The organism is Streptomyces sp. MMG1121, assembly GCF_001280015.1.
Classification (GTDB): Bacteria; Actinomycetota; Actinomycetes; order Streptomycetales; family Streptomycetaceae; genus Streptomyces.
Genome location: NZ_LGDV01000238.1, coordinates 192,343 through 212,609, shown reverse-complemented (window position 1 = coordinate 212,609; position 20,267 = coordinate 192,343). Strand labels below are relative to the sequence as shown.

The following is a 20,267-nucleotide window of genomic DNA, read 5'->3' as shown; positions in this document are numbered from 1 at the left end:
CTACCGGCAGCGCAACACCGTGGAGCGCTGCTTCCAGAAGATCAAGACCTGGCGCGGACTCGCCACCCGCTACGACAAGTCTCCCGAGAGTTACGAGGCAGGAGTGCATCTCCGAGGATCGCTCATGTGGTTGAAGCACATCACCTCAACCACATGATCCAAACCCCGAACAGCTCCTAGTAGGACGACGGTTCCGAGCGAGTGCGGGAGTACGGCCTTGGTGTCCGGGGCCACCTGGGTCAGTACGGCCTCGATGGCCCTCTCGCGGACGGTCTCGTCGTCCAGATACCCCGCAACTTGTCCGAGGTGGAACACGCCGGTGCCGCTCAGCGCCGCGAATCCGGAGCGGGCGACGGAGCCGAGCCGCCCCAGCATCGCGACGAACATGCGCAGTATCCCGGCCGGACCTTGTTCAAGGCCGACTTCGGCGCGGGTGGCAGGATCGGATGCGTGTTGCTGGATGCTGTTCATGATTTCGGCGGTGACGTCCTCGCCGGTCGCTGCTATCGGGTCGGGCAGCGGCATGGCCCAGTCGTCCTGCGGAACTTGGGGGGCGTGCAGGCGGCGGTAGTGCGCCATGGCGGTCGAGAGGGAACCGTCCTCCGGGCGGGCGGCCTGTTCGGCACGGCTGTTGTCCCGCAAGGGCTTTGCCGACGGACGCCTGCGGTCACCACGCAGTTGCTCCTCGGTCTCCTCTTCGGGACCGATGCCGTGCGCCATGACCAACTCAGCCCGCCCTGAGCCGGGCTTGTGGCCGGGTCGCGGGGCCGCTGTCGTCGGTGACGCGATCATGGTGACGCGGTGGCGCGGGGCGTGGTGTCATCGGGTGTGGGTGACTCGCGTCGGCCGGCGCCCTGCGCCCTTCCGGGCGAGCGTCTCCCGAACAACCACCCCGGTCCGGTCCGGACTTCTGCCCCCTTCCAGTCGGATCGGGTGATCGTTCCTCGCGGGCCCACAACCGATCGGCCGGATACGGTGGTCAGCCGCCAGTGCTGACCGCGGTCACCGGCACTCCTACTCGGTCGTGTGCGTCGGGTAGACCTCGACGTCGGTGTAGGCGCCCTTGATCGCCCCCGCGCCCGCGGGCCACTTCAGGCTCACGGTGTGGGTCTCGTTCGGGGGAGTCACCAGGATGTTGGTTGGGGACGCAAGGCTGTTGCCGCTGCTGTCGATGTCGTAGGCGAGGTCGAAGACAGCGGCGTCGCCGGGCTTCAGGGTGGTGATACGCGGCTGGGCGTGGCCGCGCTCGATGGGGCTCGAGGTGTGGTCGGCGTCCTTGATGTCGACGCCCGCGAAGCCCGTCGCCGAGCAGGTGGTCGAACCCCGGTTGATCATGGTGATGTCGATCCTGCCGGAGGTCTTGTCCGGCGAGGCGTCCCTGGCGTCGATGGCCAGGTCCGCCGTCTTGCAGAACGTGACCTTGCCGCCGGTCTTCGTCGTGCCGTTCGCGGCGCCGGCCGCGGTGTCCTTACCGGAGCCCGGCTTCGCCTTGCCGGCTTCCGAGCCGCCGGAGCCCGAGCCGGCCTCCGACTTCGAACCACCGTCCGAGGGCGAAGAAGACGTAGGCGAGGACGAAGAGGCGGACGATGAGTCCTTGGCGGACGAGTCCTTCCCGGAGTCGCCGTTGCCACAGGCGGTGAGTGAGAGGGTGACGGCGACGCCGATGGCGGCGAGAGCGGTGATGCGAGTGGACTTCACGGTGTTCCCCCAGAAGTAGCGCGGTGCACGTGGTCGGAAGTATTTGTATCTCGCAGCCAGTTACAGGCGGTTCTCCGGATTGTCTTCGTTCCGTCACTGACGTATTGACCTCACGGTCCGCCAAGGCGCCACCGCACGGTCACCATCCTGGCCCGAGCTCGCTCATCCGGACCTTGTCCCGCGCACCGGTCGACATGCCGCGTACTCGACTACGAGCGGCCACCACGGCGGCCAGTACTGGAAGTTGTCCGTAGGGGACAGCACCGGCGTGATGTCCATGAGCGTCTCGCCGACCTTCTCGGCGTCGAACACCCCTGAAGCCGCGCTCAGTTGCTGCACGTGCGTGCTGGTCGTCGTCTTGCCTGGGCCACGGGTGCCGTTGGGCCGTACGATCACGAGATTCGACGCCAGCGTCGAGCGGGCCGCGGGAACAGGCACATCAGAAATCCGGTATGGCTTCGGCGTGGCGGTGACCGGCCACGGTGTTCGTGACGAGCCGAATGCCTCGTTGATGTCAACCAGGCTGTCCCGACGAAGCCCTGTCCTCCGGCTCCTCCGGCCCGGCTCCTCCAGCTTCGCCGGTGACAACTATCGTGCTTCGGCTCAGCAGTGGACCGGCGGGGCAGTCAGCACAGCTTCAACGCCGCGCACGCGATCAGCGCCGCCGCGAACAGTTGCTCGCGGCGGTGCGCACCGTCCCCGCCCCGGCCCGCTCGGCCGTCGCGTCCGAAACGGGGCGGACGCGCCCGGGCGCGCTCTGCGTTCTGCCAACTGCCCTATGGCACACGGCTGTTCACTGATCCGGGCCCGCAACTCGACCAACTGCTGGCGTTGGCCAGGTCGGCGCCCGCGGGCAGCGCCTCCGGCACGGTGGTGATCTCGGCGAACGTCGGCATGGACGGTGTGGGCAAATCGGCGCTGGCCATGCGCGCCGGGCACCGGGCGCGTGAGCAATTCCCTGGCGGGCGGCTCTTCGTGGACCCCCACGTCTCTCGGGAGGCGGCGGAGCAGGCAGGCGAGGATCACGCGGTCGGCGTCGGTGAACGCGGCCGGCGCGGCAGCCGTCGCGGACTGGGCACCATGGAGACTGCTGGTTCCCCGATGCCGGCTCAGGTGGTGTTCGCGTGGTCCAGGTCGAGCAGCAGTCTCTCCACGTCCGTCATCAAGGAGCCGTAGATGTGCCACGCGCCCGGTTTGGTGAGGGTGCCTCGGCCGATGAGGTCGGTCATGGTCTCGTGCCATGTCAGGGCGCCGTCGATCGCTCCGCGAAGTCGCTCCCGGGAGGCTGCGTCCGGTGTGCCGGTGGTCGGGCGCGGTTCGGCGAACTCCTCGACTGCCGTTCCCGCCAACCTCAGGGTTTCGGCGTACTGATCCAGGAACTGCTGGCCCAGATGGTGATCGGTGTGGTCGTCGTGCGCGTTGTCGGCCAGTGTCCGCGCTATTCCGCGTACCTGGAGAAACACTCCGCGCAGGGTTCTGAACGCCTCGCCATGGGTCACGTCCTTGCGCCGTGCGTGTGCGGTGCACCGGGTGTTCCAACGCAGGCTCTCGTCCGCCTGCCGTACCTGCTCCTCCGCGCCCACCAGCTCTTTCTCCAGATCGCGCGCCTGGTGCAGCCATGTGTGCGCCCTCGCCGCCAGCTGGCGCTCGCCCAGTCCGGCACCCATCTCGCGCAGCAGCGTTCCCATCGCCCGGGCGAGGCTGCGCACCGCAGAGTCGGATTCGTCGAGGTAGAGCGGTGGCAGCACGAGGGCGTTCACGACGATGCCCACCACGGCACCCGTCAGGGTCTGGACCGCAGGGGCCACCAGACCGCCCACCGGTGCCGCTGTCGTGGCGGCCAGGGCGATGAGCGCGGTCGAGGCGATCTGAAGACGATCGTCAACGGCGCGACGAGGCCCGACCACCACTGCGATCACAGCAATGGCCGCGACACTTCCCGCGGTCGATCCCAACAGCCAGGCGGTCACCAGGGCGAGGGTCAGGCCGGCCAACCTGGCGACCACGCTGTGGAGCGCCTGTGTCACGGAGCGATACACCGTGGGGGCATTGGCCATGATCAGTGCCGTGGCGACAGCTAGATACGGGCGGCCCCCGGGGGACCACGGAGCCACCACCCCCCAGGCCAGCAGCGCCGCCGTCAGGCTCTTCACGCCGTGCACCGCATGGCCGGCTCGCCTGCGGCCGGTGCGGCCGGCGGGGCGGGCGCATCCCGCTCCGGTTGTAGTCACGAGGGCGCGCAACGGCCAGATGGTTGAAACTTGCATGACCGGATGCTGGCATGTTTGTCCCTTTTGCGGTATGGCGCGCCTCACGCCCGTCAACCTTGCTATCGGGCGGACGGGCGAGGAAAGGGTGCGGGCGCCCCGAAAGTCGGCGCGACTTATTGCCCTGTCTATTCCGGGCCATTTGGGTGATTTGCTTCACGCGCAAAGTTTATTGTTCAACTATGAATATGTGCGTAGCTTTGCCAGGGCCAAGACAGCGGGGCGTCCGCCGCCGGCAGACACGGAGCGGCGGACAGTGCAAGGAGGAAAGATCATGAAGAAGCTCATGCGACGCACCGCGACCGTGAGCGCTTCCGCGGCACTCGCCGCAGGCGCTCTCCTCGCCGCCGCCGGCTCCGCGGCTGCGGCCACTGCGCAGGACGCCGGGCCCACCCGTGCCCAGGCCGTCCTGACCGCGGACGCGAAGACCACCGGCCTCCACGGCGCACATCACGACCGCTGCGGCCATGTGTACGGTCACCGGCTCCATGGCCGCGGTGTCCAGGGCTACGGCAGCTCGCATCAGGACTACCGCGGCCTGTCCGGCGACGGCCACGTCCACACCGGCACATACCGGATGGCGAGTGTCCGCTTCGACCCTTGGGTGGAAGGCCAACTGCTGGCATTCGACCCCTGGATCGAGGATCAGTTGGCGACGTTCGTCCACCCCGGCGAACCCGGTCACCGGCACTTCGTGAACGACTGGCGCCGTAGCATGCACACGCACTCGGACCGCTCGGGGCAGAGTACCCGCCGCTGAGTGCTCGCCTGCGGCACGCTGAGGTGCGTCCGCCCCTGCGTCGGCGAGGTCGTCCCTCCGCCGACGCCAGCAGCCACCGGCTCGAGAACCGTCTCCAGGTCATCGAACGGGACACCGACGTGGTCTGATTGGTGCACATATCCCGTGTTTGGTGGCGCACTCACACGAGTACGGGGAAGACACCTCGCCGACGACACCGACCCGAGCATGTTCGCACCGGCTTCCCTGGCCCGCCCCCGCCCGTCGGCGCGAGGCCGAACCCGGACCAGCCCCCTGGCCACATGCCTGTCCGCGCGGCCTCTTAATATCATTTCGCATTCTTCGACGGACGCTGATGCCTGCTTGGCCGTGCCCGCCGTCCAACGCCCAACGCGACACAACGGCTCCACGTATGGCGATGGAACCGTGTACCGAGGAGGAACGTTCATGCACGCTCGGAGGATCGGCACGGCCGCCGCAACGGCAGTGGCGCTTCTGGCTGCCCGTGACCTCATCCAGAAGAGGCACGCATTGCTCCGGAACTACCCGGTGATCGGGCACGCCCGCTACCTGTTGGAGACGATCGGGCCGGAGTTGCGGCAGTACATCGTGACGTCCAACGAGGAGGAGCGGCCGTTCAGCCGTGACCAGCGGTCGTGGATCTATGCGTCGGCGAAGGAGGAGAACAACTACTTCGGGTTCGGAACCGAAGTCGACGTCGAGCACGTGCAGGGGCACGCCTACCTGAAGCAGCGCACGTTCGCCGGCACACTGCCCGACGCGCACGACCCGCAGGCGCCACTGCCCTCGGCCAAGGTGCTGGGCGGGCCGCGCGGGCGTACCAGGGCGTTCCGGCCGGCGAGCGTCGTGAACATCTCGGCGATGAGCTTCGGATCGCTCTCCGGCGCGGCCATCACTGCGCTCAACAAGGGGGCGGCGCTGGCGGGCACGATGCACAACACGGGCGAGGGCGGCCTGTCGCCGTACCACCGCAACGGCGGCGACCTCGTCCTCCAGATCGGTACGGCGTACTTCGGCTGTCGCAACGAGGACGGCAGCTTCAACATCGACAAGCTCAAGGACGTGGTCGCGGGCGCCCCCGTCAAAGCAATCGAGATCAAGCTCTCCCAGGGCGCCAAGCCGGGGCTGGGCGGAATGCTGCCGGGCACGAAGGTGACCCCGGAGATCGCCCAGATCCGCGGCATACCGGCCGGTAAGGACTGCGCCTCACCGTCGCGGCACACCGCGTTCAGCGACGTCGACTCGATGCTCGACTTCGTCGAACTGATCGCCACCGAGACCGGTCTGCCGGTCGGAGTCAAGAGCGCGGTCGGAGAGATGGGCTTCTGGCAGGAGCTGGCCACGCTGATGGCACGTGGTGACCGTGGTGTCGACTTCGTGACGATCGACGGCAGCGAGGGCGGCACCGGAGCGGCGCCCCGGATCTTCGCCGACTCGGTGTCGCTGCCGTTCCGGATGGGCTTCTCCCGGGTCTACGGCACCTTCGCAGAGCTGGGGCTGACCGACGAGTTGACCTTCATCGGCTCCGGCAAGCTCGGCCTGCCCGAGAACGCCGCGGTCGCCTTCGCCCTGGGTGCCGACATGATCAACGTGGCCCGTGAGGCGATGCTGTCGATCGGCTGCATCCAGTCGCAGAAGTGCCATACCGACAAGTGCCCCACCGGCATCGCCACCCAGAACCCGTGGCTGGCCCGCGGCCTCGACCCGGCCTCGAAGGCCACCCGGGCCGCTGTCTACCTGCGCACCCTGCGCAGGGAGCTGATGAAGGTCTCGTCGGCCGTCGGCGTCGCCCACCCGGCCCTCATCACGGCCAACGACGTCGAGATCATGAACGGCGACTACGAGGCCCGCACTCTCGCCGGCGTCTACGGCTACAAGGACGGCTGGGGCGAACTCGGCCCACACCTCGCCAAGGAGATCACGGCACTGCTCGCCACCCAGCCGGCCGACGTCCCGAAGCCGGCCGTCTGACGCACCGACAGTGACAGGCACAGCGCTCGGGCCTCCCCTGCGCGGAGCACGCGCGCGGCGCCGTCGGGTGTGTCACGTTCGCCCTGCAACCTGCCGGAGAACTCGCGGAGTTCGGGTCGCTGTCGGGCAGCCGCTCATCGAATGCCCTCTTCCCGGCCGGGCTGAAGGAGGCGGCGCGGTGTTCGCCCTTGCCGGCGTCCGGGCCAGGGTGACTCCGACGTCGCCGGCGTCGATCCACCGTACGAAGAACCTCCCGGCCTGTGACCAAGCCGGCCGGGAGGCACGCCCCTGACTCGTGCAACCCGTGCAGGGCCGTCAGGCTGGCCGGAGCAGCGTGGGCTCTGTCCGGTGAACGCGCTCGTCCAGGACGGCTGCGACGCCGTGATCTCACGAGCCACGGTGGTGACCACTTCACCTCGGTCCGGGTTCCTCATCCAGCCTCCCGACCGCCGGCCAGACGGCGCCTCCACCAGAGGTCGGAACGCCACTGCCGACGAGTGGCGAAGGGATCAGGCAACGTGCGCTCGACGTACCTGGCATCCAGGACGCGCACTTGGCGTTCGAGTTCGGTGCGGGACCTGGGAGGCAACCGCCGTACGACCTCCTCAAGCACGTCGCGTGAGTGCCGCACGTCGTCGAAGGCACAGCCACGGCAGGAACACTCCGCATCCTGCGGATACACGGGCCGACGTCCCGACGGTTGAAGAAACACTCGATACCGCCGCAGCGCACGGTCGGTGGCGCCGGGGTAGATGTAGTAGTCGTCTGCAAGCCGCTCAACTCGGTCTATCGCGACGCTGGTTCGGACAGAGAGCCCATGGATCCGCTCAGGAGGCAGGCTCCACGCGACACGGGGCGTCTGTTGGGCGCGCAGCGCGCCGGGCCGCTTACGCGGCATCGGCCTTTCGGGTGGCTGGCATGAGGACCATCATGCCAGCCCCTACGGTCCACCGGCGGCCGGACAGCCGCATCCGGTACCGGCTCGCCGCACCAGGGGCCAATCCCACGCGGTCCGGAGCGGAGTACTGGGACAGTGCTCAGGCCACCCGAGCCGCTCAAGCCGAGCCGTTCGAAGCCGTACGCCGTCAGCCGGGACCCGCCCCAGGCGATGCGCCGGACCTGTCCATCGACCGTCTGCCCCTCGACCGTCCGCGTCTGGCGAACGTGCGCTCGCGCTCGCGGGAGCCGGGCCCCCGGGGGCATCGGGCCGGGCCGCCTGGACCGGCTGCACGGCGGCCCGGGCGGGCCCGGTGGGGTTCACGGGTTCAGGGGGTTCAGGGGGCCAGGGGTTCACCACGCTCCAGCGTTCGGCCAGGATGTCGTTGCACGGGGCGAGGCTGACGCTGCCGACGCTCCGCGCCCAGGTGGACCAGGTGATCAAGGGCGGCGCGGACAGGATCGAGCGGACGCCGCCGGACCTCGCCCAGCGATGCGCACCCACTGCCTCAACTTCTGTGGGGCGCTGAAGAAACATCACGGCGGCGAGGACATGGCCATGTTCCCGACGCTGGCCAAGCAGTTCCCCGCATTCGCCCCGGCGCTGGTGCAACTCGGCGAGGAGCACAAGGTGGTGGCGCGGATGCAGGAGGGCATCCAGCAGCTCGTCGACAGTGTCGTCCCAGGTGTCATCGACCCCGTACGGCTGCGCGCCGACCTGGAGCGGCTGGCGAACCAGCTGGAGTCCCACTTCAGATACGAGGAGGAGACGATCGTGACGGCGCTCAACGCCACGGCCCCGGCGCCCGACTACGCCTGATCATCCACCAGCGCCGTCTCCGGGCCGACCCATTCCTCGGCCCGGAGGTGTCCGCTGCGCGCCGGAGCGCGGCAGGAGCGTGCCGGGGCCCGGAAATCCGGGTTCCGGTCGCCCTCGACTGCTACCACGGGCGGATGAGGACGGTGCCGTCTTTGCCGGGCCGTACCGCGTGCGCCACGGCGTCGGCTAGCTCGCCGAGGCCGTACGTGGCGGCCACGTCGAACTGCTCATGGAGCGCCAGCGCGATCTGTTTCGCGGTGGCGATGTCGGACGCCCGCCTCTCGGGAGACGCCTCAGACGGCCACCCGCTGATGATGTTCTTGCCCCGCAGCGTCAGGGACTTGCCCAGCAACGTCGATGCATGCACCGAGATCGGTTCCTCGGCGATCAGGCCGTAGCTGACCAGCTTCCCGCCTGGTGCCAGGAGGTCCACAAGGCTCCCGGCCATCTTCCCGCCGATCGGGTCGAAGGCGACACTCAGTGGACGGCCGCCGGCTGCCTCGCGGACCTCGTCGGCCCAGTCCGGATGTTCCGTCGACACCACCGGTACGTCCGGGAACCGCTTGCGCAGCTCGGCGGCACCGCGCTCGCTGCGGACGATGTTGATGAGGGCGAAGTCGTGGAACCGGGACACGCCCGTCACCAGCCGTCCGACCGACGATCCTGCGGCGGTCTGTACCAGACAACCGTCGTAGCCGAAGGCCAGGTGCTCCTGCGCCTCACGGCGTAGCATCACCGCGGTGAGGGGGTTCGCCAGCATCTGCGCGGCGACCTCGTCCGACATCTCCCGCGGAACGGCGACGACCGCCTCGGCATCCGCCGCGATCCACTGGGCCCACGTTCCCGGCTGCGGGAAGACCGTTACGCGCGCGCCGACCTCGACACCCGGCGCCACGCGCGTGTCCGGGCCGATTGCCTCCACCACACCGGTGGCCTCCACGCCGGGTGTCACCGGCTCCGCAGCCTCCTCCGGGGATGCCTCGATGGCGAGGAGATCACCGGGGTGTACCGGGAAGGCCGTGGTGCGGACGAGGACCTGGCCGCGCTCGGGCGCTGGCTCCGGCTCCTCGATGACGGCCAGGACGTCCCTGGGAGCCCCGCCACGGGTGTAGACGACACGACGGTTCACGATGTTCCTCCTGCGCGCCGGCATGTGGTCACGCTCGCACGGTGGGGACTGCGCAGCACAGCCGAAGAGGCCGACCGGGTCATAAGAGGTCCTGACAAAGGCGTTGGAGGTGTCGGTGGGTGGTCAGGCAGGTCGTGAGGCCGAGGAATGCCTCATGGATGTCATCACGTCGCTCCCAGCGGAAGCGCAGGAGGCGGAAGCCGTGCAGCCACGCGATCGTGCACTCAACCACCCAGCGGAAGACGCCGAGGCCAGAACCGTGGGGTTCACCTCGTTCGGCAATGACAGGACGGATGCCGCGCTGCCACAGCAGTCGGCGGCACTTGTCGTGGTCGTGGTCGTGGCCGCGGTCCGCGAGGAGTGCATCTGGTCGGTGTCTGGGACGGCCGACGGCGCCCGGCAACGGAGGGGACCTTGTCGACAAGGGGCAGGAGCCGGGTGACGTCGTTGCGGTTTGCGCCGGTCAGCGACACCGCGAGGGGGATGCCCTGGGCGTCGGTGAGAACGTGGTGCTTGCTGCCCGGCCGTGCACGGTCGACCGGGCTGGGGCCGCTCTTGGGCCCCGCCGAGCGGCCCGCAGGTGGGAGGAGTCGATCACCGCCCGCGACCAGTCCAGCTTCTTCGCGGCCCGCAGCTTCTCCAGCAGCACCAAGTGGAGCGCGTCCCGGACACCGGCTTCGTTCCACGTCGCCAGACGCTGCCAGCACGTCACCCCCGAGCCGAAGCCCAGCTCCTGGGGCAGGTACTCCCACTGGATGCCGGTATGCAGCACGAACAGGATCCCGCGCAGCGCCTGCCGGTCCGGGATCCTAGGCTGCCCTCCACCAACTTCGGACCCGGTTGAGGCAGCAACGGCTCGATCAGCGCCCAAAGTTCATCCGACACGGTCCAAGGTCGCGACTGACGTTTCCCCACGAGCAGATCGACGACCGCTCAGCCGAAAGTCACATGATCAACGGCTTCTGTTAGGACCTCTTAGGGGTCGTAGGCGGTCAGTGCGCGCATGACCGGCCGGCCGTGCATGAACGTGGCTCCACCCGTCAGGCCCCCTTGGAACCGATCATCGAGGGAACCGGGAGGCGCTCTACCGGCGGACCGCCGTGATCAGCCCGCCGGGCCGCTCCTCGCGCTGCGGCGGGGTGCTGATCGGGCGGCCGTAGGCGGCAGCGCGCTCGCGCAGGGTGTGGCTGCTGGCTTCCCAGCCGTGCCCGGCCAGCCAGCCCACCGGGTCGTCGGGTGTCTCCGAAACCCACATGGACGCCGCCGATCCCGGCACGGCGTCCGCGCCGAAGCGCTCGATCACGCCGCGCGAGCCCAACGTCAGCCCCATCCGACTGCCTGCCGCGGACTGCGCGCTGATCCGGGCCAGCAGCAGCTCCACCGCGTCCTCGGGCAGGTAGATCAGCAGTCCTTCGGCGATCCACACGGTCGGCACCGTAGGGTCGTGCCCTGCGGCGGCCAGCGCGCCTGGCCAGTCCTCACGCAGATCCACCGCGACGGTGATCCGTTCGCAGCGTGCGACGGCCTGCTCCTGGCGCAGCACCGAAGCCTTGAAGTCCAGTGGCGCGGCGGTGTCGACCTCGAACAGCCGGGTACCCTCGGGCCAGTCCATCCGGAAGGCCCGGCTGTCCATGCCGGCGCCGAGCAGCACGACCTGCCGGACCCCGGACGCGGAGGCCTGCTGCAACAGGTCGTCGAGGAACTTCGTCCTGATGACGATGGAGAACGACACGGCCAGCCGACGGCGTCGCGCGGCCTCGTCATCGGGTCGCGGCGGCGAGGAGGGCCACATGCCGCCGGCGGCGGCGAAGGCCTGTGCCAGTGGGTCGCGGAACAGCGCGTTCTCCCGCTCGGTCTCCAGCGCCCGCACCCTGGCCACCCCCACCGCCGTGGCCCACACTCCCGACGGCTGCACCCGCTCCTGCTCATCAGTCACCGCGCCAGCCTAGATGATCGATTCCAAGGGCCTGAAGAGTGGAGCCAGGTTCATGCGCGGCCAGCCGGTCATGCGCGCCCTGACACAGGTACTGAGCTTGTTCTCCAACCTCCGTCCGCCTGGGTCTGCGGGCGCCTCTCCGATAGGGCGTGGCTTCTGATCACGCGGAAGGGGAGAGCTGTTCGCGCACCCATGCGGGATCGGGGTTGGTGTGTGGCCGGCCCGCCACGACGACGGTCGGCACGGTCTCGTTGCCGTCGTTGGCTGCCCTCACCGCTGCGGCTCCTGTTGGGTCGCGCCAGATGTTGACCCAGTGCAACTGGCTGGCGCTGCGGCCCAGGCGGATGCGCAGCCGCATGCAGTACTTGCAGCCCGGGCGCCAGAAGACGACCGGTCGGCCGTCTTCTGCGCTGCGGCGTTGTGCCTCCCGTGCACCGATCGATCCCGGGAAGATCAGGGGCGAGTGCATGCCTGCGATCACCAGGAACACCAGCAGGAGTGCTGCGGCTGCACCGGGTTTCTCCTCGAAGACCAGCACGGCAGCGACGGCTGAGCCGCAGAGCACAAGCAGCGTCGGCAGGATCCAAGCGCGCATCATGAGGACGAAGGCTATCGATGAGTCGGAATCCTCCTCGAACCCGTGCCGCATCAGGCGACGTTCGCCCTGGCTTTGCGAACGGTCGCGGTATCCCCTGGGGAAGTTCACGGACTTCTTCAGGGGATACCAGACGCAGTTCGGTGGGTGTCGGGTCCTGCTGGCATGGCGGCGCGCTTCCCGGGCCGTCCGGCAGTCGTGCCGCTGGTCCGCTGACGTCGGTCAGTAGCCGATGGTGAAGCGGCGTTGGACGAAGCGGGGCAGCTCCGCCTCGTCGACAAGGGCGACGGCGGCGTCCTCCATGGAGATCCGGCTGCGCCCGTCCGCGTCGAGGACGGGCTGATCGCCGCCGGTCCTGAACCGGCCCGTACGTTCGCCTGGCGCGATGTCCTCTGCGGGGCTGAAGTAGGTCCACAGCCGGTTGGAGGTTCGTAGGACGTTCAGGGCGTCCCGGTGCCCGCGCACTGCGGCGGCGTACTCCCTCGGCAGACCGATTGCGTCGAGGGCCTCGTGCAGGAGGTCGTCGGAGTCGGCTCGTACGACTCCGGGCTCGACCTCCAGGCTGCCGGCGCCGCCGATGACGATGAGCCGGGTCCGCGGGTGGCTCTCCAGCGCCTTGAGGAGTGCTCGCGCGGCGGTGGCGTACACCGTGGGATCGGCGATCGAGCGGGCCACGGTGTCGGCGATGTCCTGGGCGGCGTTGCCGGGCTGGAATCCGCTGATCAGCACGTCGAGGCCGGGTATGGCGGCGGCGACGCTGTCGGCGTCGAGGACGTCGATGCTCTTCCAGACGACGTTCGTGCGGCCCTCGTCGATCTGTGTGGCGTCGCGGCTGAAGGCCGTGACGTGGTGTCCCCGTTCGAGGGCTTCGGCCACGACGCGACTGCCGATGCCGCCCGTGGCTCCGATGACTCCGATGTGCATGGCTCTCCCCTGGTAGCTGCTCATGCGCCGCCCTCTGCTTCACGGCACGCAGAAACTATACGGCGTGTAGTTAAAATACGGTGAACTGCATGGTGACGCTGTAGAGTGAGCAGTCATGAGAAGCGCGGGCAACACCAAGGGGCGCCGGGAGCGGCTGCGGGCCGAGACGACCGCCGAGATCAAGAAGGTCGCACTGGAGCTGATGGCCTCAGGCGGGCCCGACGCGATCACGCTGCGGGCCATCGCGCGCGAGATGGGTATGACGGCCAACGCCATCTACGGCTATTTCGCCACCCGAGACGACCTGGTCACCGCGCTGATCAACAACGTCTACACTTCACTGGCCGACACCGTGGACGCCGCCTGGGACGCCGCCCCCGTCCCGGACCCGGCCGCCCGGATCGAGGCATGGGCCCGCGCCTTCAGGGACTGGGCACTGGCCAACCCGGAGGGCTTCCGCCTTATCTACGGCGACCCTGTCCGCGGTTACCGTCCCCCCGAGGGCGGCGCCGCCCCGGAAGCCGCCCACCGCGTCTGCACCGGCATCACCGCACTCGCGGCCGCAGCCTGGCCACACGCCGAACCCCGTTACAAGGACAGCGACTTCGTGTGGTCCGACTTCGACCCCGGCCTGCTGGACAAGGTCCGTCCGGCCTTCCCCGACCTGCCCCCGGCCGCCGTGGCCCTTGCCCTGCGCATCTGGAGCCACCTGCACGGCTTGGTGTCGTTGGAGATCTACGGCCACCTGCAGACCCAGGCCGTCAGTCCCGAAAAGCTCTACCATGAAGAACTGGCCCAGCTCATCCGCGCCTTGGGTATCACGCCGCAGGGTTGACGGCCCCGCACATGTGGTTGCCCGGAGGGTTGCTCCCCGATGCTCGCGGGCACATCAACCTTCGTCGGCGCATCGATCCCGCCAGCCTTGCGCACCGGCCTGACGGAAGCACCACTCCGGGGGACGCCCGGCGCAGGTCCTGTCCTTGTCCGCTGATTGCCACCAGGCTGTTGGCCCGTGGCAGATCGAGTGCGGGTCCGTGAGATTGATGACGACGAGGGCGGGCGGTTGCTGCGGATCATCCGCAGAGGATCCGGCGCCGTGGTGACCTGGCGGCGGCCCCAGATGGTGCTGCTGTCCGCGCAGGGCGTGCCCCCGGCGAAGATCGCCGAGGTGACGTTCACCAGCGCGGACCGGGACCGGGACGTGACCCACAACTTCAACGCCGACGGCTTCGACTCGCTCCGCCCGAAGTACGAGGGCGGCCGGCCCAGGACCTTCACCCTCCCCGAACGCCGGGAGACCGAGAAGATTGCCAAGTCCAGGCCGGCCGAGCACGGCCTGCCGTTCTTGACCTGGAGCCTGGCCGAGCTGGCCGACTTCCTCGTCGCCGAGGACCGGTCCGGTCAGTGCGGGCCGCCCTTCGACAAGGCGATCGAGGCGCAGCGGCACCACGCGGTGATCGCCTCCCAGCTGCGGCCGTTCGGTTACAGCGGTCCCACGAGCATCCGCGAGCACCTCCTGACCGCCCGCGCCACTGCCGGCCACGAGCAAAGAGTTCAGTCCCCAAGGCTTCTACCCGGGGACTGAACTCTTTTTTTGCGTAGCTGTGATCGCCCATCTGCGCACTGATCTGTTCAGTGCGCAGATGGCCTACAGGCCGTCGCGAATCACGCCTCGTCTCATGAGCATCTCGCACGGTCGCGGAGGCAGTAACAGGCGTTGCGACCACGGCACGTACCGACTTCGAGCCCCACTGCTGCCCTCGCCTGCCGAGCTGGTCCTGTGCAAGGTCGACGTACCGCTCCGCCGTGGCGTGACGGTCCTCTCTGGTGATGAGACGGAACCCGAGGTGGGATGGCACCTGCGACCAGCAGCGGATGAGCTATGTCGTCGTAAGCCGTAGGACCTTCACCGCGAGGCCGACTCGGGTCTGCCGCCTCCTCGTTCGCGCTGGCGATGGCGGGATCGGCGTCGTGGAACATGTCTGACGAGCGGAACTTGAGGGCGATTTCGACGAGATAAGGGAATTGGAACAGCCGCAGTGCGGCTCTGACGCCGGGATGTGTGGACGCGCCGTGCCCGAAACCGTAGTCGATCGACTTCCGGATGCTGAGCAGTACTGGATCAGTGACCGGGGTGGGTGGGACGGAAGACCTCGTGGTCAGTGCAGGCGTACGGCCACGCGACCTTCCAGCGCAGGTACCAGCGGCCGTTGTTCTCTGTGATGCACGACGGGCACCAGCGGGAGTGATCGCGTGGGAGGAAGCGGCTACGGATGAGGCTGAGTGCCTGCCTCGCTCTCCGGGCAGGGTGCGGGCGCCGACGACTGTGCCCTGGAAGCCTTCGTTGCGACGGCCGACCTGATGAGCCGGCGCCACGACTGTGACCTCTTCGCCCCTGATGGATGCCGCCGACGATCTCGTTCGCCCGATCCAGGACCGGGTGGTCCGTATCGACCGCGAGACCCTCACCTTCGGCTACGCTGGCGTCTACTCCGGCTTTTTGCGCCACGCGGAGTCAGCCACCTGCCGCTACGGGTGGTCACCAGCCCGCGGTATGAAGCGGACCTCGCAGAGGCGCTCCGGACAGGAAGACGTCAGTGGGGCAACGGGACAGCCACTGGCTCCTCCTGGCCGTCCCATTTCACCCAGACCTCGCCCGGCAGTGGGTGTCCGAGTGAGGGGACCATCAGGAACTGCACCGACTCGCCCGACCGTACCGTGGCGTTCTCCGGCACGTTGCGCACAATCGCTGACATCCGGTGGCGGTCGAGATGTACTCCGGTAGCCGTCTCTGCGCCTCCGTTGCGCAGCAAGTAGGCATGTTTGCCCCGGCGCTGCAGGTCCCATCCCACCGCGGGACGGCCGGACGGCTCAGGTGTCGCGAGCAGTTGCGGGGGCGTGGTGCCGTTCTGCGCCTGCGCGAGCAGCTTCAGAGCCTCGGCAAGGCTGTCTTCAACGGCGATCGCTCTGCGCTCGGCCGCTTCGACCTTTGCCTGACTGGCGATGTTCGCTTCTTCGGCGATGTCCGCTTGCCTCCTGGCATCGCGGCGCGTGATGAGAGAGATCACCATTGTGATCACGAGGCCGACCCAGGTGGCGATGTTTCCAGGCTGCATATCGAAAACCACGGCGGAGGATTCCGCCTTCTTCCTTGCTGGTACTGATCTTCAAAGCACGGTCGTGTGCCGAGCGTGTCTGCCGACGACGCTCAGCCAGGGTCACGACCTGACGTGGGCGAGGAGCGCCGGATACCAGGCGACCAGCGCCGCGCAACTCACCGCGGGGACAAGCTTGGGCAGGCCGTCGCCCTTGCGAACGTGCGTGGTCACGGCACCGGCGAGCAGCGCCACGAGCCCGATGCCGGCCAGTCCTCCACACAGGGGCACGACCGGACCGAGGGCCACGCCGATGGCGCCTGCCAACTCCAGCGCGCCGATGACCCGGTAGGCCGCGGTCGTGAAGCCGGCGTGGGCAGCCAGCTCAGACATCGGGCCCAGGGCCAGGATCTTTGCCACGCCCAGCATGGCAAAGATCAAGATGATGAGGCAGGTAACAGAGGCGGAGAGGATCATGAGGCGTCCTCGACAGGATGGAGACGGGCCTGTGTGCGGACGCGCTGTTGGCTGCGTTCGGCTCCCAGGCGGGCGAAGTGGGCGACCATGTCGGGGTTGTCGACCGCGGCGGGGTTGAGTACCTGCTCGGCAGGAGCGCCCTGGAGGAGGCGCTTGACCGGGACTTCGAGTTTCTTGCCGGTTTTCGTGTGTGGGATGGCCGGCACGGCGAGGATCTCGTCGGGGACGTGGCGGGGTGAGGCACTGGTGCGGATCGCGTCGCGGATCCTGTCCCGCAGGGCATCGTCCACAGTGACGCCGGGCGCGGGGACGACGAACAGGGGCATCCAGTAACCACCGTCGGGTTCCTCCGCGCCGATGACGAGTGCCTCGGTGATCTCGGGGAGGCGTTCGACGATGTCGTGGATGTCGGCGCTGCCCATGCGCACGCCGTTGCGGTTGAGGGTGGCGTCGGAGCGGCCGTGGACGATCAACGAGCCGTGGGAGGTGAGGGTGATCCAGTCGCCGTGCCGCCACACACCCGGGTAGGCGGCGAAGTAGGCGTCGCGGAAGCGGCTGCCGTCAGGGTCGTTCCAGAAGTACAGCGGCATGGAGGGCATGGGGCGGGTGACGACCAGTTCGCCGACCTGGTCGACGACCGGCCGTCCCGCGGCGTCGTATGCCGCCAGCGCCACCCCGAGGTTGGGGGCGGACAGCTCCCCCGCCCAGATGGGAGTCGTAGGAGCGCTGCCGGCGAAGCCGGAGACGATGTCGGTTCCGCCACTGGTGGAGGCCAGCTGGATGTTTGTGCCCACGCGGTCGCGGACCCAGGAGTAAGCGGAGGCGGGCAGCGTCGAGCCGGTGCTGCCGATGACGCGGATGGCCGAGAGGTCGTACCCGGAAGGTTCGACACCGAGCTTGGCCATGGCCAGCAGGTACTGGGGGCTGGTGCCGAAGACGGTGACCCTGTGGCGGGCCGCCAGCTCCCACAGGATGTCCGGGCGCCCGACAGGCGCCGGGCTGCCGTCATAGGTGCAGGTGGTGGCACCGGTCAGCAGAGTGGAGACGACCAGGTTCCACATCATCCAGTGGGTGGTGGTGTACCACAGCAGGCGGTCCCCGAGGCCCAGATCGCAGTGCAGGCCGAGGATCTTGAGGTGCTCGAGCAGGACGCCGCCGTGCCCGTGGACGATGCCCTTGGGCAGGCCGGTGGTGCCCGAGGAGAAGACGATCCACAGCGGATGGTCGAACGGCACTTCCGCGAAGGTGAGGTACTCGGTGCGGGTGGCCGCGTCCTCCCACGGAACCGTCAGCCCGGCGTACCGGGCCTGCGGCCAGGCGAGGCCCAGATGCTTCACGAGCACTGTGGCCTTCAGCGTGGGCAGGGCCCCGGCCAGTTCCAGCGAGGCGGCGCGGCGATCGTGTGTGGCGCCGTTGAAGAGGTAGCCGTCCGCGGTGATGAGCACGGTGGGGCGGAGCTGGGCGAAGCGGTCGGCAGCAGCCTTGGGTGCGTAGTCCTGGCCGCACACCGACCACACCGCGCCCAGGCTGGCGGTGGCGAGGAAGGCGATGATGGCGTGAGGGGTGTTGGGCAGGTAGCCCACCACTCGGTCGCCCTGTCCGACGCCCAGGTCGCGCAGGGTGGCGGCGACGGAGGCGACCTGGGCGCGCAGTTGCCGGCCGGTGATCTCGTAGCCGGTTCCGGTCTCGTCCAGCGCATTGATCGCTGGCGCGTCCGGCTGCAGGTTGCGCAGCGCGTGGTGGGCGTAGTTCAGCGTGGTGCCTGGGAACCACCGGGCACCTGGCATGGTGTCATCGGCCAGCACCCGCTCGTACTCGGTCACCGAGTCGACGGCGAAGTACTCCCACACCGCGGCCCAGAAACCTTCCAGATCGGTGACCGACCAGCGGTGCAACGCCTGGTAATCGGTGGGGTCCTGGACTCCTTCGGCGCCCTGATACCGGGCCGCCCAGCGGGCGAAGTCCGCGATGCGGCTGCCGGCGGCCGTCTTCGGGTCGGAAGTGAGGAAGGGTTCCGGGTGCGGGGTGGTCATGGTGTGGTGCTCCTCGTCAGGGGGCGGGCCGGGGTTCTGCGGGGCTGCGGGCAGTGTGCAACAGCGGTGCCCAGGCGGCGGTGTCGGTGAAGTCGCCGGTACCGGCGGGGACCGTGTCCAGTACGACGCGGTCAGGGCGCAGCAGGACGGCGTCCGCTCGGCCACGTGCCAGCCAGGCGGCCAGGGCGCCGTCGTCGCCCAGGTCGTCGACGCGAAGGGTGGGTGCGCCCAGTGCCGTGGCCACGGCCGTCATCTGCGCAGTGGGCGGCGCAGCGGTCAGGACGGCGAAGGAGTCCCCGAGGACGTCGTCGAGGGGCACTCGCTTGCCGTCGTGCAGCACCCAGGGCTGCGGGCAGAAGGTGCCGGCCAGCACGCGGCCGGTCAGCCGCGGGCGGCGCCGTACCAGCGGACCGGCGGTCAGGGCGGGGCTGAGATCGCGGCTCACCGTCGTGGTCACACCTGGGATGCGGCAGGCCGCGGCCACGGCGCCCCGGCGGAGTGCCGCCGCGCGGTCCTGGCCGCCGGTCATGGCCCAGCCGACGGCGACCGCCGTGCGGATCACATGACGCGCATGCGGCTTGCGCTCGTGCTCATATGTGTCCAACAGCCGGTCGTCCGCTCCCCCTTGGAGCACGCGGGCGAGTTTCCAGGTGAGGTTGTGAGCGTCGCGCAGGCCCGCGCACAGACCCTGCCCGATGAAGGGCGGAGTGAGGTGCGCGGCGTCGCCGAGCAGGAAGACGCGTCCTCGGCGCCACCGGTCGGCGAGGCGGGCACGGAAGGTGTACTGCGCCTGCCGGATCACTTCGAAGTCGTCCCGCCACGAGGCATCGGACGGCCGGCCCACCCAGGGAGCGATCAGCTCACGCAGGCGCTCCAGCCCTCCTGGGCCGTCCAGGGACTCGCCGTCGGCCAGCCGGAACTCCCACCGATAACGGTCCTCACCGAGGCGCATGAAGGTGGCGGGCTGGGTGGGACAGCAGATCTGGTCAACGCCTTCCCAGGTACGCACCGGGCGGCTGGTGCGCACGTCTATGACCCGCCAGCTCTCCTCGAAGTGCAGGTCCTCCCATACGGCGCCGATGGCGTCGCGGGTGAGGCTGCCCGCACCGTCGCAGCCGAGGACGACATCGGCCCACAGGTGCTCCTCCTCGTCGCTGCCGTCGCGGCGGAAGGTGACCCGGACCGGCCCCGTCGAACCATCCGGTCCGTCGATGTCCTGTGCGACGGACCGGATGACGGACATGACCTCCACCCCGCCCCACAGTTCGCACTCGGGTCGGCGCTTCAGGGCGTCGCGCAGCAGACGTTCCAGTTCGGGCTGGTCGAACATGCTGGTCTGCGGGAAGCCGTGATGCCCGTGCGGGGATCGCTTGAATTCGGCGATCACGCGGTGCTGGGCATTCAAGAGCCGCAGCCCGCGGGCGGGACGGGTGAGGGCGGCGAACTCCTCGTGGATGCCGACACTCTGCAGGATCCGGCGGACCTCGTCGTCCACGACGACGGCGCGCGGCAGGGGGTAGATGTCCTTGTGGCGTTCCAGGAGCAGGCTGCGCACTCCACGCCGGGCGAGCAGGAGCGCGGCCATGACCCCCACGGGCCCCGCGCCGATGATCACCACCGGTCTGT

Annotated in this window: 16 protein-coding genes and 4 pseudogenes; 6 read left to right on the top strand and 14 right to left on the bottom strand. The window is 69.0% G+C overall.

Annotation, left to right across the window (positions count from 1 at the left end):
* Nucleotides 1-90: 90 nt before the first annotated feature.
* From ADK64_RS37345 to ADK64_RS37330, 4 genes and pseudogenes are all read right to left on the bottom strand, one after another.
* Nucleotides 91-720 (bottom strand): hypothetical protein, encoded by a 630-nt coding sequence (locus ADK64_RS37345; RefSeq protein WP_053666513.1) that lies wholly within the window; start codon nt 718-720, stop codon nt 91-93.
* A gap of 294 nt (nt 721-1,014) precedes the next feature.
* Nucleotides 1,015-1,698, bottom strand: a complete 684-nt coding sequence (locus ADK64_RS37340; protein WP_053666512.1) for a DUF4232 domain-containing protein — start codon at nt 1,696-1,698, stop codon at nt 1,015-1,017.
* 198 nt (nt 1,699-1,896) lie between these two features.
* Nucleotides 1,897-2,094 (bottom strand): annotated as a pseudogene (locus ADK64_RS37335) (ATP-binding protein); the annotation flags it as partial.
* A gap of 713 nt (nt 2,095-2,807) precedes the next feature.
* Nucleotides 2,808-4,013, bottom strand: a complete 1,206-nt coding sequence (locus ADK64_RS37330) for an aromatic acid exporter family protein (RefSeq protein WP_159046437.1) — start codon at nt 4,011-4,013, stop codon at nt 2,808-2,810.
* A 226-nt stretch (nt 4,014-4,239) separates the two neighbouring features.
* Between ADK64_RS37330 and ADK64_RS37325 the strand changes: the two genes are divergently transcribed.
* The 3 genes from ADK64_RS37325 to ADK64_RS48555 all read left to right on the top strand — a co-directional run bounded on the left by ADK64_RS37325 (nt 4,240) and on the right by ADK64_RS48555 (nt 8,452).
* On the top strand, nt 4,240-4,725 hold the full coding sequence (locus ADK64_RS37325; protein WP_053666510.1) for a hypothetical protein: 486 nt from the start codon (nt 4,240-4,242) through the stop codon (nt 4,723-4,725).
* A 426-nt stretch (nt 4,726-5,151) separates the two neighbouring features.
* Nucleotides 5,152-6,696 carry an FMN-binding glutamate synthase family protein gene (locus ADK64_RS37320; RefSeq protein WP_053666509.1) on the top strand — a complete coding sequence of 515 codons (1,545 nt, stop codon included), beginning with the start codon at nt 5,152-5,154 and terminating at the stop codon, nt 6,694-6,696.
* 1,108 nt (nt 6,697-7,804) lie between these two features.
* On the top strand, nt 7,805-8,452 hold the full coding sequence (locus ADK64_RS48555) for a hemerythrin domain-containing protein (protein ID WP_078993087.1): 648 nt from the start codon (nt 7,805-7,807) through the stop codon (nt 8,450-8,452).
* A gap of 121 nt (nt 8,453-8,573) precedes the next feature.
* On the opposite strand, the gene ADK64_RS37310 is transcribed toward ADK64_RS48555, so the two are convergent.
* The 5 genes and pseudogenes from ADK64_RS37310 to ADK64_RS37285 all read right to left on the bottom strand — a co-directional run bounded on the left by ADK64_RS37310 (nt 8,574) and on the right by ADK64_RS37285 (nt 13,060).
* The gene (locus tag ADK64_RS37310) at nt 8,574-9,581 is read right to left on the bottom strand and encodes a zinc-binding dehydrogenase (RefSeq protein ID WP_053666507.1); all 1,008 of its coding nucleotides are present in this window, start codon (nt 9,579-9,581) and stop codon (nt 8,574-8,576) included.
* Nucleotides 9,582-9,660: 79 nt separating this feature from the next.
* Nucleotides 9,661-10,496: pseudogene (locus ADK64_RS44275) on the bottom strand (IS5 family transposase).
* Between the two features lie 169 nt (nt 10,497-10,665).
* Nucleotides 10,666-11,481: a class I SAM-dependent methyltransferase gene (locus tag ADK64_RS37295; protein ID WP_053666506.1), complete on the bottom strand. Its 816-nt coding sequence runs from the start codon at nt 11,479-11,481 to the stop codon at nt 10,666-10,668.
* Nucleotides 11,482-11,677: 196 nt separating this feature from the next.
* Nucleotides 11,678-12,115 carry a glutaredoxin domain-containing protein gene (locus tag ADK64_RS37290; protein ID WP_053666505.1) on the bottom strand — a complete coding sequence of 146 codons (438 nt, stop codon included), beginning with the start codon at nt 12,113-12,115 and terminating at the stop codon, nt 11,678-11,680.
* A gap of 219 nt (nt 12,116-12,334) precedes the next feature.
* Nucleotides 12,335-13,060, bottom strand: a complete 726-nt coding sequence (locus ADK64_RS37285) for an NAD(P)-dependent oxidoreductase (protein ID WP_234384877.1) — start codon at nt 13,058-13,060, stop codon at nt 12,335-12,337.
* Nucleotides 13,061-13,151: 91 nt separating this feature from the next.
* On the opposite strand from ADK64_RS37285, the gene ADK64_RS37280 reads away from it, so the two are divergent.
* Together ADK64_RS37280 and ADK64_RS37275 are read left to right on the top strand one after the other, a co-directional pair.
* The gene (locus ADK64_RS37280) at nt 13,152-13,871 is read left to right on the top strand and encodes a TetR/AcrR family transcriptional regulator (RefSeq protein ID WP_053666503.1); all 720 of its coding nucleotides are present in this window, start codon (nt 13,152-13,154) and stop codon (nt 13,869-13,871) included.
* Between the two features lie 177 nt (nt 13,872-14,048).
* Nucleotides 14,049-14,426 (top strand): annotated as a pseudogene (locus ADK64_RS37275) (IS630 family transposase); the annotation flags it as partial.
* Nucleotides 14,427-15,158: 732 nt separating this feature from the next.
* Here ADK64_RS37275 and ADK64_RS49360 read toward each other — a convergent pair.
* Complete coding sequence (locus ADK64_RS49360; RefSeq protein WP_420713099.1) at nt 15,159-15,311, bottom strand: TniQ family protein; 153 nt, start codon at nt 15,309-15,311, stop codon at nt 15,159-15,161.
* Nucleotides 15,312-15,319: 8 nt separating this feature from the next.
* Here ADK64_RS49360 and ADK64_RS48080 point away from each other — a divergent pair.
* Nucleotides 15,320-15,632 (top strand): annotated as a pseudogene (locus ADK64_RS48080) (4-hydroxy-2-oxovalerate aldolase); the annotation flags it as partial.
* Here the strand turns inward: ADK64_RS48080 and ADK64_RS48075 are convergent.
* The 4 genes from ADK64_RS48075 to ADK64_RS37255 all read right to left on the bottom strand — a co-directional run bounded on the left by ADK64_RS48075 (nt 15,631) and on the right by ADK64_RS37255 (nt 20,226).
* Nucleotides 15,631-16,164: a hypothetical protein gene (locus ADK64_RS48075; RefSeq protein WP_053666502.1), complete on the bottom strand. Its 534-nt coding sequence runs from the start codon at nt 16,162-16,164 to the stop codon at nt 15,631-15,633. The pseudogene ADK64_RS48080 and the gene ADK64_RS48075 overlap by 2 nt on opposite strands.
* Nucleotides 16,165-16,254: 90 nt before the next feature.
* Nucleotides 16,255-16,608 (bottom strand): DoxX family protein, encoded by a 354-nt coding sequence (locus tag ADK64_RS37265; RefSeq protein WP_053666501.1) that lies wholly within the window; start codon nt 16,606-16,608, stop codon nt 16,255-16,257.
* The gene (locus ADK64_RS37260; RefSeq protein WP_053666500.1) at nt 16,605-18,641 is read right to left on the bottom strand and encodes an acetoacetate--CoA ligase; all 2,037 of its coding nucleotides are present in this window, start codon (nt 18,639-18,641) and stop codon (nt 16,605-16,607) included. The genes ADK64_RS37265 and ADK64_RS37260 overlap by 4 nt, the downstream gene beginning before the upstream one ends.
* Before the next feature lie 16 nt (nt 18,642-18,657).
* Nucleotides 18,658-20,226, bottom strand: a complete 1,569-nt coding sequence (locus ADK64_RS37255) for a bifunctional 3-(3-hydroxy-phenyl)propionate/3-hydroxycinnamic acid hydroxylase (protein WP_234384884.1) — start codon at nt 20,224-20,226, stop codon at nt 18,658-18,660.
* Between the last annotated feature and the right edge of the window lie 41 nt (nt 20,227-20,267).